The sequence below is a fragment of the Subdoligranulum sp. DSM 23681 genome (assembly GCF_057005535.1).
In genome coordinates this window covers 392667-409140 of record NZ_CM168050.1, presented here as the reverse complement: position 1 = coordinate 409140, position 16474 = coordinate 392667, and the positions used below count along the sequence as shown (strand labels likewise).

The 16474-nt window shown below is 59.7% G+C and carries 13 protein-coding genes, 2 tRNA genes and 1 pseudogene; 6 read left to right on the top strand and 10 right to left on the bottom strand.

Translation table 11 applies throughout. The features are described from left to right. Nucleotides 1–493, bottom strand: a pseudogene (locus AC127K_RS01995) (tRNA (cytidine(34)-2'-O)-methyltransferase). Nucleotides 494–529: 36 nt separating this feature from the next. After that, nucleotides 530–1360, bottom strand: coding sequence for a bifunctional hydroxymethylpyrimidine kinase/phosphomethylpyrimidine kinase (locus tag AC127K_RS01990; protein ID WP_483721378.1), 831 nt, complete (start codon nt 1358–1360; stop codon nt 530–532). A gap of 165 nt (nt 1361–1525) precedes the next feature. On the opposite strand from AC127K_RS01990, the gene AC127K_RS01985 reads away from it, so the two are divergent. Continuing rightward, a complete protein-coding gene (locus AC127K_RS01985; protein WP_294541680.1) occupies nt 1526–1708 on the top strand; it encodes a hypothetical protein in 183 nt (60 codons plus the stop codon). An 84-nt stretch (nt 1709–1792) separates the two neighbouring features. On the opposite strand, the gene AC127K_RS01980 is transcribed toward AC127K_RS01985, so the two are convergent. Continuing rightward, nucleotides 1793–2953, bottom strand: a complete 1161-nt coding sequence (locus AC127K_RS01980) for a phosphoglycerate dehydrogenase (protein ID WP_483721377.1) — start codon at nt 2951–2953, stop codon at nt 1793–1795. A gap of 37 nt (nt 2954–2990) precedes the next feature. Beyond that, nucleotides 2991–4088, bottom strand: a complete 1098-nt coding sequence (gene serC / locus AC127K_RS01975) for a 3-phosphoserine/phosphohydroxythreonine transaminase (protein ID WP_483721376.1) — start codon at nt 4086–4088, stop codon at nt 2991–2993. A gap of 335 nt (nt 4089–4423) precedes the next feature. Between serC and AC127K_RS01970 the strand changes: the two genes are divergently transcribed. Then, on the top strand, nt 4424–4816 hold the full coding sequence (locus AC127K_RS01970; protein ID WP_294541690.1) for a BlaI/MecI/CopY family transcriptional regulator: 393 nt from the start codon (nt 4424–4426) through the stop codon (nt 4814–4816). Nucleotides 4817–4841: 25 nt separating this feature from the next. On the opposite strand, the gene sdaAA is transcribed toward AC127K_RS01970, so the two are convergent. Next, entirely contained in the window at nt 4842–5726 is an 885-nt protein-coding gene (sdaAA, locus tag AC127K_RS01965) for an L-serine ammonia-lyase, iron-sulfur-dependent, subunit alpha (protein WP_483721375.1), read from the bottom strand. An 11-nt stretch (nt 5727–5737) separates the two neighbouring features. After that, nucleotides 5738–6394, bottom strand: a complete 657-nt coding sequence (gene sdaAB, locus AC127K_RS01960) for an L-serine ammonia-lyase, iron-sulfur-dependent subunit beta (RefSeq protein ID WP_294541695.1) — start codon at nt 6392–6394, stop codon at nt 5738–5740. A 170-nt stretch (nt 6395–6564) separates the two neighbouring features. On the opposite strand from sdaAB, the gene AC127K_RS01955 reads away from it, so the two are divergent. Both AC127K_RS01955 and AC127K_RS01950 read left to right on the top strand, forming a co-directional pair. Continuing rightward, nucleotides 6565–6655, top strand: a tRNA-Ser gene (locus tag AC127K_RS01955). A 38-nt stretch (nt 6656–6693) separates the two neighbouring features. Continuing rightward, nucleotides 6694–6784, top strand: a tRNA-Ser gene (locus AC127K_RS01950). A 209-nt stretch (nt 6785–6993) separates the two neighbouring features. On the opposite strand, the gene AC127K_RS01945 is transcribed toward AC127K_RS01950, so the two are convergent. From AC127K_RS01945 to polA, 3 genes are all read right to left on the bottom strand, one after another. Then, nucleotides 6994–8658, bottom strand: a complete 1665-nt coding sequence (locus tag AC127K_RS01945) for a glutamine--tRNA ligase/YqeY domain fusion protein (RefSeq protein WP_483721374.1) — start codon at nt 8656–8658, stop codon at nt 6994–6996. Nucleotides 8659–8724: 66 nt separating this feature from the next. Further along, nucleotides 8725–9732, bottom strand: a complete 1008-nt coding sequence (tsaD, locus tag AC127K_RS01940; protein WP_483721373.1) for a tRNA (adenosine(37)-N6)-threonylcarbamoyltransferase complex transferase subunit TsaD — start codon at nt 9730–9732, stop codon at nt 8725–8727. Between the two features lie 25 nt (nt 9733–9757). Further along, nucleotides 9758–12274: a DNA polymerase I gene (gene polA / locus AC127K_RS01935; protein WP_483721372.1), complete on the bottom strand. Its 2517-nt coding sequence runs from the start codon at nt 12272–12274 to the stop codon at nt 9758–9760. Between the two features lie 135 nt (nt 12275–12409). Here polA and dusB point away from each other — a divergent pair, with 135 nt between their 5' ends. Further along, nucleotides 12410–13387 carry a tRNA dihydrouridine synthase DusB gene (gene dusB, locus AC127K_RS01930; RefSeq protein ID WP_483721371.1) on the top strand — a complete coding sequence of 326 codons (978 nt, stop codon included), beginning with the start codon at nt 12410–12412 and terminating at the stop codon, nt 13385–13387. A gap of 3 nt (nt 13388–13390) precedes the next feature. Here the strand turns inward: dusB and yfbR are convergent, their stop codons facing one another. Next, nucleotides 13391–13993: a 5'-deoxynucleotidase gene (gene yfbR, locus AC127K_RS01925; protein ID WP_294539091.1), complete on the bottom strand. Its 603-nt coding sequence runs from the start codon at nt 13991–13993 to the stop codon at nt 13391–13393. A 91-nt stretch (nt 13994–14084) separates the two neighbouring features. Here yfbR and AC127K_RS01920 point away from each other — a divergent pair, with 91 nt between their 5' ends. Further along, entirely contained in the window at nt 14085–16445 is a 2361-nt protein-coding gene (locus tag AC127K_RS01920; protein ID WP_483721370.1) for a YfhO family protein, read from the top strand. The last annotated feature ends 29 nt before the right edge of the window (nt 16446–16474 follow it).

Here is a 16474-nt window from a genome sequence, read left to right as displayed (position 1 = left end):
CTATTTAAATTTGGTCAGTTGTCCCTGTGTTTCCAGATCCGCAAAGTTCCACTGACGCAGAGCTTCGTATACCCCAATTGCCACAGAGTTGGACAGGTTCAGGCAGCGCTCCCCCCCGGCGCATGGGGATGCGCACGCAGGAATCGGGGTTGGCAGCCAGCAGCTCTTCGGGCAGGCCGGCGTCTTCACGTCCAAAGACAAGATACGCACCGTCCGGATAGGCAATATCCGTGTGCCGGTGGGTCGCCTTGGAAGAAAAATAGAAAAACGGACCGGAGTTTGCCTCCATAAATTCCGAAAGGCTCTGATAGTATGTTATATCAAGCTGACCCCAATAGTCAAGACCGGCTCTCTTTAATTTCTTGTCGTCGATCTTGAATCCCATGGGCCCTACCAGATGCAGTCTGGCACCGGTGACGGCGCAGGTGCGGGCCACATTGCCGGTGTTCTGGGGGATCTGCGGTTCGACCAGTACGATGTTCAAAACAGGCATAGAATTTAACTTCCTTATGGTAGATAGTGGAAATTCTCAGATGTTGGGCACAAGGCGTCCCAATACCGATTCCAGCCACACGCCCAGACGCTCGTCGGCACCTTCGGGGGTGGCGCGCAGGCAGTCGCCCACAAAGACGGCGGCAGCCTGGGCGGCGGCTTCCGGAACATTGCCCTGCAGCAGGCGCCCTACCAGCACCGCGCCGAAAATATCGCCGGTTCCGTGGAACAGGCGGGGGATCAGCGGGGTCCGCACGGTATAGGCCGCACCATTTTTGTCCGCCCCGGCACAGACGATGCTGTGTCCGGCGGTAACGCCTGTCAGCAGTACCTGGGGGCAGACACGGGTCAGCCGCTCGGCGGCAGCGGCGGCGGCTTCCGGCGTCACAGCGCCGGGGACGGGCAAAGGCTCTCCCAAAAGCAGGGCCGCCTCGGTGGCATTGGGCAGGATCATGTCTGCCTTGCTGCACAGGGTGTACAGGGCGGGGACCATCTCCTGGGCCAGACCGCTGTACATCCGGCCGTTGTCGCCCATCACCGGGTCCACCACGGTCAGGGCGTCGGGCCAGTATTCCATGGCCTGCTCCACCAGCAAGGCCTGTTCCGGCTCGCTCAGATACCCCGAATAGATGCAGTCGAATCTGATGCCCAGCCGGCGGTAATGGGCCAGGGCAGCGGGACCGTATCCCGGGCTGGACAGTCTGGCCGGAGCCCCCAGTCCGCCGGTATGGGTGGACAGAACAGCGGTGGGCAACGCCACGGCCTGCACGCCGATCGCCGACAGGATGGGGACGATGACCGACAGGCCGGCTCGTCCGAAACCGGGCAGATCGTGGATACACAGGACGGTTTTGGGGGCAACTGACATGGAACGCACGCTCTTTTCGTGGAGATTTTGCCCTTTTCGGGCGGTTGAGATGATTTTACCATATCGCCCGGGAGAAAAAAAGACGCATAATGGCGAATCTGTTTGGAAAACTATCACTGATCCCGCAAAACCGGGAAGATTCACACCGAAAGGAGCCGTATTACCATGAAAAGTACCACCATGACCAGTATGGCCACCGCCGCCATGGGGGCCGCCATGGGCGCTGCCGCCGTGTATGTGGCCACCCAGGACCGCCGCCAGATGCGCAAGACCATGAACAAGATGACCCGCGGGGCCGAAAAGGCGCTGAAAGACCTGGATCACATGATCTCTCAGTATACCCGCTGAACCCATCCCCATCAGCCAAAAAGCAGGTGTCTCCGACTGCGCAAGCCGGAGACACCTGTTTTTCTATGTTGGGAGGAGAAGTGGTTACAGAATCCGCACCCGGATGGCTTCCGGAATGGCGGCCAGCTGTTTGGCCAGACCGTCATCCAGATTGCCGGTCACATCCAGCATGGTGTAGGCAACATCCTTCTTGCTCTTGTTCACCATGTTTTCGATGTTCAGGTTGGCAGCGGTCAGCACCCCGGTGATGGCCGAGATGACGCCGGGAGCGTTTTTGTGGATCATGCAGATGCGGCGTCCGCCCAGGCGGGGCTGCTGCACGTCGGGCAGGTTCACACTGTGGGTGATGTTGCCGTTGCGCAGATAGTCGCTCAGCTCGTTGGCCGCCATCACGGCGCAGTTGGTCTCGCTCTCGGGGGTGGAGGCGCCCAGGTGAGGCGTGCAGTACACACCGTGTACCCCCAGCAGTTCCTCTGCCGGGAAATCGCAGAAGTAGGAAGCCACTTTGCCGGTGCTCAGACCGTCCAGGATGGCGGCGGTGTCCACCAGTTCACCCCGGGCAAAGTTCAGCACCCGGACACCGTCCTTGCACATGGCCAGGGTCTGGGCATTGACGGTATGCTTGGTGGACGGCATATAGGGAACATGCACGGTGAGATAATCGCACCGGGGCAGCATGTCGCTCAGCGCCACACAGTGCTGTACGCTGCGGGACAGGCTCCACGCCGCGTCGATGCTGATGTAGGGGTCATAGCCCAGAACTTCCATGCCCAGGGCCACGGCGGCATTGGCCACCCGGGAACCGATGGCTCCCAGGCCGATGACACCCAGGGTTTTGCCCCGCAGTTCGGGACCCACAAACTGCTTCTTGCCTTTTTCCACATCCTTGGCCAGGGTGGCGCTGCCTTTCAGACCCTTGGCCCACTGGATGGCGTCGGGCAGGTTGCGGCTGCCGCCCACCAGCGCCCCGATGACCAGTTCGGCTACCGCGTTGGCGTTGGCACCCGGGGTGTTGAACACCACGATGCCCGCCTCAGTGCAGCGGTCAATGGGAATGTTGTTGGTGCCGGCGCCTGCCCGGGCAATGGCCAGCAGGCTTTCCGGCAGGGGTGCTTCGTGCATGTCGGCGCTGCGTACCAGAATGCCCTGGGGCTCTGCGGCATCGTTGTCGATCTCAAACATCCCGGCAGGCAGCTTGGCCAGCCCTACGGGGGAGATGGCGTTCATGGTTTTAATGGTATACATCGGCGTTCAGCCCTCCTGTGACTTGCTTTTGAAAAAATCAGGCGTTTTCCTTGCGGAACTTCTCCATAAATTCCACCAGCTTCTGCACGCCCTGAGGCGGCATGGCGTTGTAGATGGAAGCCCGCATGCCGCCCACCAGGCGGTGCCCCTTCAGGTTCAGCAGCCCTTCCTCGGCGGCCTGGGCGCAGAAAGCTTTGTCCAGTTCCGGGGTGGGGGAGGTGAAGGTCACATTCATCCGGCTGCGGTAGGGCTTTTCCACCGGATTCTTGAAGAAGTCCTGGCTGTCCAGATAGTCATACAGAACCTTGGCCTTGGCCTCGTTGATCTTCTTCATCTCTTCCAGGCCGCCCACCTCATGTTCCAGATAGTCCATGACAAGGCCGGTCATGTAGATGCACCAGCAGGGCGGAGTGTTGTACATGCTGTCCGCCTTCAGCAAGGTGGTATAGTTCATCATGGTGGGGATGGTCTCTGGGGCAATGCCCTTGGCGCTGTGTCCCAGCAGATCCTCCCGGATGATGGCCACGGCCATGCCGGCGGGGGCCACATTCTTCTGAACACCGAAATAGATGCAGCCGTATTTGGTCACATCGGTGGGCTCGGAGAAGATCATCGAGCTCATGTCCGCCACCAGGGGAATACCTTCCACCTGGGGCACCTCCGCAAAAGTGGTGCCGAAGATGGTGTTGTTCTGGCAGATGTGGATGTAGCTGGCGTTGGGGTCGTAGTCGATGGCCTTCACGTCAGGGATATAGGTGAAGTTTCTGTCCTTGCTGGAAGCTGCGATGCGGGCGGTACCGAACTTGGCGGCCTCCTCGGCGGCTTTCTTGCTGAAATTGCCGGTGACCAGATAATCGGCGGTGCCGGTGGTCATGAAGTTCAGGGGCACCATGGCAAACTGCTGGGTGGCGCCGCCCTGGAAAAAGCCGATCTTGTAGTTGTCGGGGACGTTGAGCACCCGCCGCATGGAGGCCTCGATGTTCTTGATGATATCATCAAACCACTTGCTGCGGTGGCTCATCTCCATCACGCTCTGACCGGACCCGTGATAATCCAGCAGTTCAGCCTGCGCCTTGCGCAGCACACTTTCGGGCAGCATCGAAGGTCCGGCACTGAAATTATACACTCTCGCCATTGGGAAACCCCTCCTCTGATTTCTTTCACACATGTACGGGCTTTGGCGGCCCGATATCCGTATTATACGCCGTGCAAAATCCAGGCCGCAAGCAAAAACCTACCGGCAAAATACCGAAAAGAACCCATCCCGGCCGGTGTCTTGGAAACAAGGACGACAAATGTACATGAATGAGATACACTTTCTTTTACAAACGTAAAATAAAAGATAAAATAATAGACGAAAATGTGTCACCAACTTTGTGCACATTTTCGTCTTGCCAAAATATCTTCCACAAATGTAAAATAAATGACAGAAAAACAACCACAAACGTAAAAGAAGCGGAGCGCAGCGCAATGGAAACACTCTCTCACAGCGAAGAACAGGTCATGACCGCTTTGTGGAATTGCGGAAAGCCTGCCACCCGGCGGGAAATTGCAGCCTGTCTGCCCGCAGATTGCACCTGGGCGGATTCGACTCTTCTCAATTTCCTCCTCCGGCTGGAAAACAAGCATTTTGTCCGGTCAGAAAAACAGGGCAACCGGAATATTTATACGCCGCTGGTGCGGCAGGTCACCTACTGCGGAGCGGTCAGTGCGGCCCATCTGCAGCGGCTGTACCGGGGAGACCTGAAGGCCATGCTGGGGGCGCTGGCGGATACCGGCCGCATCAGTTTTACAGATATGGAACGGCTGGCCCGTTATCTGGACAACAGGGCCGCCGAGAGTCCCGAATACGATTACGATTGAACCCGCGGCAGAGAGCCGGGGACACTCACTCGTTGTCCCCGGCCATGGTCACGATCTCCCGGATGGCCTGCCCTGTGGGGGTGCCCGCCAATCCGCCAATACCGGTTTCCCGCAGATCGGCGCTCATGGCAGCCCCCACCTCGGCCATGGCATCAATGACTTCGTCGGCGGGGATATGGCCCACCACGCCGGCCAAGGCCATGTCGGCGGCAGAAACGGCGTTTACTGCACCGATCACGTTGCGCTTGATGCAGGGCAGTTCTACCAGTCCGGCAACCGGGTCGCACACCAACCCTTCCAGGTTGGTCAGGGCCAGGGCAAAGGCCTCGGCGCAGGCTTCGGCAGTGCCGCCCTTCAGATAGACCAGTGCGGCGGCGGCCATGGCGGAAGCTGCACCCACTTCTGCCTGACAGCCGCCTTCGGCGCCGGCCAGAGTGGCCCGGGAGGCCACAATCTGCCCGAATCCCGCAGCTACATACAGCGCACGGCAGATGGATTCTTCCTCAAAGGCCCCGGCACGCCACAAGGGGAGCAGCACCGCAGGCAGAACCCCGCAGCTGCCTGCGGTAGGGGCGGCCACAATACGTTTCATGCAGGCATTGCACTCCGCGGTTTTCAGCGCTTCGGAAATCACCTCGGCATAGTACCCGCTGCTGTACAGCATTCCGGCGGCAGCCGCTTTTTCCACTTTGGCGGCGTCACCACCCGCAAAACCGCTGGCCGATCGGTCTTCGGCCCGGTAGTTGCGGCTGGTCTCGGTCATGACCTTCCAAAGACGCCGCATCTCTGCCCGGGATTCCTCTTCCGTCAGGCCGCTTTCGCCCAGATCGCTGCGCAGGATCATCTCGTCCATGGGGATGCCGGATGTTTTGCAGGCGTTCAGCAGATCCCGCACCGATGTATATGCCATCTTGTTCTCCTTTACAGATTCAGACTTGTCACTTTTACAATACCCGGCATGCGGCGCAGCTCTTCCACGATCTCGGCCGGGATGGGCTGATCGCATTCCAGGACCATCACGGCATAACCGCCGGCAGCGGAGCGATACAGCTGCATGGTGGCAATATTGATATGGTGCTCACTCAGACAGGTGGTTACCGCAGAGACATGGCCGGGGGTATCCAGATTGTGTACGATCAGGGTATCGTGGTCGGCACCGAAATTGGTGGTGATGCCGTCGATCTTGCAGATGTTGATCCGCCCGCCGCCGATGGAAGATCCCATCACTTCCAGCTTGTGCCCATCCGCACCGCGCAGACGCAGCAGGGCAGTGTTGGGGTGGGCGCCGCGCAGATTGATGGTTCCCACGGTGAACAGCATTCCTGCCTGACGGGCCAGAGTGAAGCTGCGGGGAATGTTTTCGTCATCCGGCTGCATGCCGAGCAACCCGGCCACCAGTGCTTTGTCGGTGCCGTGTCCGCGCCCGGTGGCCGCAAAACTGCCGTGCAAAAGTATCTCCGCCTGGGCGGGCTGTTCTCCCAGCAGTTTTCGGGCCGTCAATCCAATGCGCACGGCACCGGCTGTATGGCTGCTGGAAGGCCCGGTCATCACCGGACCCAGAACATCGAACAAACGCATACGGCATCCTCCTTACCATTTTCCTGTCCTTTAGTATATCGGTTCATCTGTCCCATTGCAAGTGGGGCAAAACAGGAAAGATACATTTTTTGCAAGAAAAGAAAAAAATCCTCTTGACAGGGAGAAGACCCTGTGCTAAAATAATTCTCGCATTGTGGTGGAGCCACTATGGAGAGGTGTCCGAGTGGTTTATGGAACTGGTCTTGAAAACCAGCGATTCGCGCGAGCGGACCATGGGTTCGAATCCCATCCTCTCCGCCATTTTTTGTAAAAAGTGAATAGATGAATCACTTTGACTTGGAGTAATACTCAAGAGGTCGAAGAGGCGCCCCTGCTAAGGGCGTAGGGTCTTAACGGGCCGCGAGGGTTCAAATCCCTCTTACTCCGCCAAAAGAAAACCGCGTATACATGAGGAAATCTCATTGTTGCGCGGTTTTCTTTATGTGTGATACTGCATAATAATGTAAAATACAGTATGAATTTAGGTCGCATTTGAGTCGTAAAGTCGTAAAAAAATCGTACAAACAAAGCCCCCGACTTTCCGGAAATTCCGAACAGTTGGGGGCTTTTCTATGGCCTATTTTGTATATTCAGATCAATCAGTTCAATTTGAAGCTGTCCTTCAGGATCACAATGCGGTTGTACACATGCGGATCATGGCTGTCTGGCGTGAAGTAACCGGTGCGCACGAACTGGAACCGTTCACCGGGCTGTGCGCCTTCCAGGCTCTTTTCCAGCTTGGCATGGGGCATGACGGTGACGCTTTCCGGATTCAGATAATCCTTGAAGTCGGCGTCGTCGGGGATGCTGTTCATGTTGGCTTCGGTAAACAGCTTGTCATACAGGCGCACCTCGGCATCCACACAGTGTTCGCAGCTCACCCAATGGATGGTGCCGCGGACCTTGCGGCCATCGGCGGGGTTGCCGTTGCGGGTCTCCAGATCGGCCTCGGCGTGAATGGCGGTGATGTTACCCTCCGCATCCTTGTCCACGCCGGTGCAGCGCACCAGATAGGCACCCATCAGGCGGACTTCGCTGCCCAGGGTCAGGCGCTTGAACTTCGGCGGCGGGACCTCAAAGAAGTCACTGCGGTCGATCCAGACTTCCCTGGTGAAGGCCACCTGCCGGGTGGAAGAATCGTTGGCCTCCCGGTTGGGGTTGTTGGGCAGGTCAAAATATTCGCAGCTGTCGGCGGGGTAGTTGTCGATGATCAGTTTGACCGGGTCCAGAACCGCCACGCGGCGCTGGGCGCTCAGTTCCAGCTCGGCGCGCAGCACAGCTTCCAGCTGACGCATATCCACCAGACTGTCCGCCTTGGAGATGCCGGCGCCGCGTACGAACTCAAAGATGCTGGTGGGGGTGTAGCCCCGGCGGCGCAGACCGCTCAGAGTGGGCATGCGGGGATCGTCCCAGCCGTCCACAATGCCTTTTTCCACCAGTTCCCGCAGATACCGCTTGCTCATGACGGTGTTGGTCACGTTCAGGCGGGCAAACTCGCGCTGTTTGGGAAATTCGCCGCCGAAGATGTTCCGGATGACCCAGTCATACAGCGGGCGATGGTTCTCAAATTCCAGACTGCACAGGGAGTGGGTGATCCCCTCGATGGCGTCCTGGATGGGATGGGCAAAGTCGTACAGGGGATAGATGCACCACTTGTCGCCCTGGCGGTGATGATGCACGTGCTTGATGCGGTAGATGGCCGGATCACGCAGGTTCATGTTGGGGCTGGCCAGATCGATCTTGGCGCGCAGGGTCTTTTCGCCGTCGGCAAACTCGCCGGCGCGCATGCGGCGGAACAGGTCCAGGTTCTCCTCCGGCGTGCGGTCACGGTAGGGGGAAGGCCGGCTGGGCTTGCCTGCATCGTTGCCGCGGTACTCCTGCATCTCTTCCCGGGTCAGGTCGTCCACATAGGCCTTGCCTTCTTCGATGAGCTTCTCAGCGTACTCGTAGCACTTTTCAAAGTAATCGCTGCCGTAGAAGATGCCGCCGTTGGGTTCAGCGCCCAGCCACTTCAGATCGCGCAGAATACTCTGTACATATTCGTCGTCTTCCCGGGCAGGGTTGGTATCGTCATAGCGCAGATTGAACTTGCCGCCGTAGGTTTTGGCCACCATGTAGTTGATGTAGATGGCCTTGGCGGAACCGATATGCAGGTAGCCGTTGGGCTCCGGCGGGAACCGGGTGTGAATCTCCTTGACCTTGCCTTCGGCCAGGTCGGCATCGATGACCTCGGTTATAAAATTGGAAAATTTTTCTTCAGACATAATGACACCCCAAATCGAATGTTACAATCCCATATTTTACAATAGATAGCCGTAGAACGCAACCCCTCACCGGTAGTCGATCTCCAGGGTTGGCAGGCCGTTGAGGGTCCAGTCGGCCAGGTTGCCGTCCAGATACTCATAATACCCTTGTGCCGCGATCATGGCTCCGTTGTCTCCGCAGTATTTCAGCTCGGGCAGATACACCTTGGCGCCCAGCTTCTGTACGCCGTCATTCACCAGCTGGCGCAGCCGTCCGTTGGCTGCCACGCCGCCGGCCAGACAGACGGTCTTGGCGCCGGTGTCGGCTGCGGCGGCCAGAAGCTTCTTGGCCAGGATCTGGGCAATGCGCTCCTGGAAGCTGGCTGCCATATCGGGTACGCTCACCGTCTCGCCCCGCTGCTGGGCGTTGTGGACCTCGTTGACCACGGCGGTCTTCAGCCCGGAAAAACTCACGTTGTATTTGCCCTGTACATGGGGCACCGGCAGGCGATAGGCATGGGGGTCGCCGGTGCGGGCCGCCTGGGACACGCTGGGGCCGCCGGGGTAGGGCAGGCCCAGGGTGCGGGCGACCTTGTCAAAGGCTTCGCCGGCGGCATCATCCACCGTGCGGCCCAGGATCTGATACCGGCACCAGTCCTGCACCAGTACGATGTGGCTGTGCCCGCCGCTGGCCACCAGACACAGGAAAGGCGGCTTCAGGTCCGGGTGGGTCAGATAATTGGCCGCGATGTGGCCGCGCAGATGGTGCACCGGCACCAGGGGCTTGCCGGCGGCGTAGGCCAGCCCTTTGGCAAAGTTGACCCCTACCAGCACGGCACCGATCAGCCCCGGCGCAAAGGTCACGGCCACGGCGTCGATGTCTGCCATGGTCAGGTTGGCATCCGCCAGGGCCTTTTCGGCCACGGCGCTGATGTTTTCCGCATGGCGGCGGCTGGCGATCTCCGGCACCACGCCGCCGTACAGGGCCTGCTCGGCCACGCTGGTGGCAATGACGTTGGAGCAGACTTCCCGCCCGTCCTTGACCACAGCGGCTGCGGTCTCGTCACAGGTGGATTCAAATCCCAGTATATACATAAAAATCCCAGTCCTCTTTTTATATTCAGTGTGCTTCCAGCCAGGTCTTGCCGGTTCCCACCTCGGCGGTCAGGGGCACGCGGTACTGCACCACCTGCTCCATCTCCTGCTTCAGCAGGGCCTTGACCTGTTCCACTTCCTCCAGCGGTGCTTCCACAATCAGTTCGTCGTGCACCTGCAAGAGCAGCCGGGACCGCAGGCCTTCGTCCCGCAGCCGCTGCCACACATGGACCATGGCCAGCTTGATGATGTCCGCGGCCGTGCCCTGGATGGGGGTGTTGCGGGCCATCCGCTCGCCGGAACTGCGCACCTGGAAGTTGGAACTGGCCAGCTCGGGCAAAGGCCGGCGGCGGCCGAAGAGGGTCTCCACATATCCCTTTTCCTTGGCGTGGGCAATGCAGTCTTTCATATATCCGTCCACACTGGGGAAGGTGTTCAGATAGGTCTGCAAAAACCGTTCGGCTTCCTTCACCGGAATGTTCAGGTCCTTACCCAGGGAGAAGGCCCCCTTGCCGTACATGATGCCGAAGTTGATGGCCTTGGCAGCGCTGCGCAGCTCGTGGGTGACTTCCTCTTCCGGAATGTGGTAGATCTTGGCCGCGGTGGAGCGGTGGATGTCCGCCCCGGAGGCGAAGGCATGGCACATGGCCTCGTCGCCGGTGATGTGGGCCAGGATCCGCAGCTCGATCTGGGAATAGTCGGCATCCACCAGGGTGCAGCCCTCCCCGGCCACAAAGTAGCCCCGAAGACGGCTGCCCAGCTCGGTGCGGATGGGAATGTTCTGCAGATTGGGTTCGGTGGAGCTGATGCGCCCGGTGCGGGCTTCGGTCTGGATGAAGGTGGAATGGATGCGCCCGTCCGGCCCCTGGGCTTTCAGCAGTCCCTCCACATAGGTGGAAAGCAGCTTGGCATAGGTGCGGTATTTCAGGATGTCGTCCACCACTTCGCTGTAGGGGCGCAGGCTTTCCAGCGTCTCGGCGTCGGTGGAATACCCGCTCTTGGTCTTTTTGCGGGGCGGCAGCCCCAGCTTGTCAAACAGGGCTTCGGCCAGCTGTTTAGGACTGTTCAGATTGAACTCATACCCCACGGCGTTGTAGATGCGCCGCAGAATCCCGTCCAGTTCCGCCCGCAGACTGTCCCCGAAAGCGCGGATGCCCTCGGCGTCCACCGCAAAGCCAATGCGTTCCATGTCCGCCAGCACCCGGGCCAGGGGCAGTTCCATCTCGGCCAGCAGCCTGTGCTGCCCCTGCTCATCCAGGTGTTGGGCCAGGGTGTCGCACACAGCGGCCAGCACGCCGGCATCCGGGTATTCCTCGCAGGCAAAGGCAGGGGCAACACCGTATTCTGCCGCCAGAGGCGCTACCTGGTAATCACTGGCGGACGGATTCAAAAGGTAAGCGGCCAGCTTGCCGTCAAACCGGATGGCGGCTCCCACGCCGCCGTGCTCCAAGGCCAGCCGGTACAAAGGCTTGGCATCAAACACAAACAGATCGGCGCTGCTGTCCAGCAGTCCGGGCAGACGGCTTTCGTCCAGGGCGAACACCTCGCTGCCCTGCACGGCATACCAGGCCCCGCCCTCCTTACCGGCGGTGCGGGCCAGATAATACCGGCCTTCCGGCACCAGAGGCAGGGCAGAGGCGGTCACCTTCGGCAGTTCTTCCTGGGGTTGTTCGGCGGATTCCGCCTGGTTCAGCCCCCAGCGGGCGGCCAGCTTGTGCATTTCCAGTTCCGCCAGCAGCTTGGCTGCGGCGGCGGGGTCTCCCTTGGTCCGGCGGTAATGCTCCGGGTCGGTGTCAATGGGGGCATCCCGGCGGATGGTGCCCAGCATGTGGGAGAGGTCGGCCATCTCCCGGGAAGCTGCCAGCTTTTCCCGCTGCTTGGGTTTGATGGCCTTGTCGTCCAGATGCTCGTACACCCCTTCCAGGCTGCCGAACTTCTGGACAAGAGCCAGGGCGGTCTTTTCGCCGATTCCCGGCACGCCCGGAATGTTGTCCGAGGAATCCCCCATCAGGCTCTTCACTTCAATGAGCTGAATGGGCTCCACCCCGTACTTTTCCCGGATGGCGGCCGGATCCATGACAAGAGTCTCCTTGTTGGTGGCCAGCAGAACGGTGGTGTTGTCGTCCACCAGCTGCAAGCTGTCCCGGTCCCCGGTGGCCAGCAGGGTCTGCCCGCCGGCGGCCTCACAGGCGGCGGACAGGGTGCCCAGGATGTCGTCGGCTTCCCATCCGGCCAGACTCACCTGGGCAAATCCCAGGTCGGTGAGCAGCTGCTTCATCACCGGCATCTGCTCGGCCAGTTCGGGGGGCATACCGTGACGGGTGGCCTTGTACCCGTCAAAGGCGTTGTGGCGGAAGGTGGGGGCACGTTCGTCCCAGGCAATGGCCACGGCGTCGGGGCTGTGGTTTGCCAGCAGATTCAGAAGAATATTCTGGAATCCGAAAATGGCATTGGTGTACTTTCCGTCCTTGGTGGTCAGTACCCGAATGCCGAAAAATGCGCGGTTCAAAAGGCTGTTGCCATCCAGTACCAGCAGTTTCATTTTGTCCTCCGTTGTAAAAGTTCGGCTGAAACAGCCGGAACCAGTATATCACAAATTGCGAACTTGTGGGGAGTGTGGTACAATAATCTGACCGGGCGCACGGCGCCCGTACCGTTTTGTAAGAAAGAGGTCCCCATGCAGTTACGAAACCTGAATATCCCGGCGGGAGCGGTGTTCGCCCCCATGGCCGGATTATCCGACGCCGCCTGCCGGCATCTTATGATGCGGCACGGTGCGGTCTGGAGCGTCAGCGAGATGGCCAGTGCCAAGGCCATCACCTTCGGCGATCATAAAAGTGTGCAGCTTTTGCGGGATGATGCCCCCGGCGGGGTATATGCCATCCAGCTGTTCGGCAACGAGCCGGAGATCCTGGCCCATGCCATTGCCATTGTGCGGGAAAAGGGCGTCAAATTCGATATCCTGGATATCAATATGGGATGTCCGGCGCCCAAAATCACCGGCAGCGGAGCGGGCAGCAAACTGATGCTGGACCCGGATCTGTGCGGGGCTATGGTCAAAGCCGCCCGACAGGCTCTGGGCCCGGATACCCCTCTCACCGTCAAGATGCGCATCGGCTGGGACGAGGAACACCTGACCGGTCCCCGGGTGGCTGCGGCCTGTGAGGAAAATGGCGCCGACCTTCTGGTGGTGCACGGCCGCACCCGGGAACAGATGTACATCCCGCCGGTGAACGTGGAAGCCATCGCCGAGATGAAAAGGGCGGTGTCCATCCCGGTACTGGCCAACGGCGACATCACCACCGCCGAGGGCGCCATGGAGATGATGGAACGCACCGGCTGTGACGGTGTCATGATCGGCCGGGGCGCCTTGGGGGATCCCTGGCTGTTTGAGCGGGTACGGGCTGCCATGCTGGGTCAGCCCCAGCCGGCGCAGCCCACCCTCAACCAGCGGATGACCGCCCTTCGCAACCAGGTCTACGAAATGTGTGAGGAAAAAGGGGAGTGGGCGGCCATGCCCCAGGCCCGCAGTCAGGCCATGCATTATATGAAAGGCCTGCGCGGGGCGGCCGCCCTGCGCCGTGCCTGTGCCACCCTGTCTCATTTTGAGGATGTGGACAAACTCATCGACGCGGTCTACCGCTGTCAGGAGTAAGGCTCAGAACCGTCCCCGGGTCAGCTCGTCCAGGTTCTGGGTGTAGCAGGGGAGCATATGCTCCATGAAATAGTCGGCTTCCGGACAGTGCATGTCCACCAGCGCCTGACGCTGCTGCGCCATGGCCGCCTCGAATTCCCGGTTGCCGGCCTGACTTTCCTCTATGCACTTGATCAGGGCCGAAAGCCGGTCCGCCGCTTTCAGCAGTTTGCGCTCCGCATCGGAAAGCACGGTCCCGGTCAGATACAGCACCCCGGTGTTCTGCAATTCCGGGGGCAGCAGTCCGGCCATAGCCCGGGCGCTCTCCGCCTCCACTGCCTTGTAGGCGGTGCGCAGGGCATCGTTCTTGTATTTTACCGGCGTGGGCATGTCTCCGGTCAGGATCTCCGGGGCATCGTGGTACAGTGCCGCGGTGGCCACCGTGTCCGGTCGGATGCCGGCTCCCGTACCGGTGCAGTTCTGGGCGATCAGGCACAGGGTATGGGCGATGAGAGCCGTGTCGGCGGTGTGTTCGCTCAGGCTTTCGGGCCGGCCATTGCGCATCAAAGCCCATCGTGTGATGTATTTCATCCGCCCCAGCAGGGCGTTAAAGGGAAACGTTTTCATCTGAGCAGATCCTTTCTGAAACAATAGATTCAGTATACCACATTCCCCGGCGTTGGAAAACGGTTTTTTCCGTCCAAAGGAGGGTTTTTCCATGTCGTTGCTGCCTTTGCGTGCGCGCCGCACCTGCTACTGGCAGGTGTTCGGCCTTTGTCTGGTGCTGGCGGCCGTTCTGTTCGTGCCCCATTGCATCATTGACGGGGTCACCGGCGGCTTCTTCCATTATGCAGGCGACTTCAACGACCAGATGATCCCGTTCTACGCCTACGCCAACGATTTCGTCAAGCAGGGCGGTTCTTTCAGCTGGGCCACCGACCTGGGCAGCGGGTTCCTCAACGCCTACTCCTATTATTGCCTGGGATCGCCCTTTTTCTGGCTGACCATCCTCATCCCTGCCCGCTGGATGCCCTTTACCATGGTGCCAATGCTCTGCCTGAAATTTGCCGTGGCAGGGGGCGGGGCCTACCTTTGGATGCGCCGGTGGGTGCGCAGTGAGGAATGGAGTATCATCGGCGGCGTGCTGTACGCATTCTGCGGATTCAATATCTACAACATCTTCTTTTATTTCTTTCTGGACGCCCCGGCTTTGTTCCCATATATGCTCAATGCCCTGGATGAGGCGGTGCTGGACCGTAAATATGGCCGGTTCCCCTTCTGGGCGGCCCTGAACCTGCTCAACAATTATTTCTTCTTTGCAGGACAGGCGGTGTTTCTGGTCGTCTACTTTGTGTGCATGTGCCTGTCAAAGCGGTATCGCCTGACCCTGCGCCTGTTTGGCCGCCTTGCCCTGGAAACCCTGCTGGGCTGTGCCATGGGGTGTGTACTGCTCCTTCCGGCGGGTCTGTCTCTTCTGCAGAATCCACGAACCATCGATCCTTTCAATGGATATGGCTATCTGGTGTACGGCAATCCCCAGCAGTATCTGGCCATCCTGTACAGTGCCTTTATGGCGCCGGATGCGCCCTATCTCACCGACCTGTTTACCCAGGGCATCACCAAATGGACCAGCCTGACGGCGTATCTGCCGGTGGTGGGGATCGTGGCCGGTCTGGCCTTCTGCCGGGTCTGGCGGCGGCACCCCTTCACCCGGATCCTGAAAGTCTGTGTGGTCTGTGCCTTCGTGCCGGTGCTCAACAGTGCCTTTTACGCCCTCAATTCCAGCTATTACGCCCGCTGGTACTACATGCCCATCCTGATTCTGTGTGCGGCCAGTGCCATGGCCCTGCGCCACGAAGGCGTGCGGGAAACGGAAGTCCCCCGGGCCCTGGGGCTGGCAGCTGTGGTGACCGTTTCCGCCGCCGCCTTTGCCCTGGTGCCCAACGCCAACGAGGACGGCAATTTTGTGCTGGGCGTGGTGGATAACCAGTACCGTTTCTGGGGACTGTTCATCCTCAGCCTGTTGGGGGTGGGGCTGTTTGCCTTGCTGCTGCGCTACGGCCTGCGGCGTCCCCGCCGGTTTTCTTCGGTGCTTCTGGCGGGTATCCTGGGGTTTACCTTTGTGTACGGTACCGTACACATTTCCATTTGCAAATACGGACAGTGGGACCATGACCTGGACTATCCTGCCGAAACCTGGGGCGATGTGGACGAACTGAACGACGCTCTGCCCTCGGATGGCTTTTACCGGCTGGACGCCTATGAGTGCTACAATAATATGGGCATCTGGCTGGACAAGAGCTGCATCCAGTGTTTCCATTCCACGGTGGCGCCCCATATTCTGGAATTCTATCCCTCTGTGGGCGTCACCCGGGATGTGAGTTCCAAACCGGATATGGACCTGTATGCCCTGCGGGGATTGCTCAGCGTGCGCTATACCCTGGTGCCGGAGGACAAGGTCTCAGCCTGGGAAGGCGATATGACCCGCAGCTGGGCCCTGGTCAGTTCCACCGAACACTACGCGGTGTATGAAAATCAGGATTGGGTCCCCATGGGATTTACCTATGAGTATTATATCACCCCCGACCGCTTTGAGAATCTGCCGGAAAATGAGCGCGCCCAGGTTCTGATGAAAGCCCTGCTCCTCACCGAAGAACAGGCCGAAACCTGGGGCGGCTCCCTCCAGCCGCTGCCGGAGGACCTGCTGGAATCCCGGGACTACGAGACGTATGTGCAGGACTGTGCCGACCGCCGCTCCAGCGGGGTGACCGGTTTCACGGCCACCCGAACCGGGTTTTCTGCCGTGAGCAGCCAGCAGGAAGACACGCTGGTCTTTTTCAGCGTTCCCTACGATGACGGGTTTACCGCCACCGTCAACGGGCAGGAGGTGCCCATCCTAAATGTGGATAACGGGCTGATGGCGGTACCGGTGCCGGCAGGGGAGAGCGAGATTCTCTTTACCTACCGCACCCCCGGCCTGTCCGTGTCGGTGCCCGTCAGCCTGACGGCTCTGGCCGCATATGCGGTCTATCTGCTGGTTTTGCGCCGCCGGAAGCAGCCCGAAAATCACCTATCATAAATTTTATATATCTTTAGTATATAAAAGGT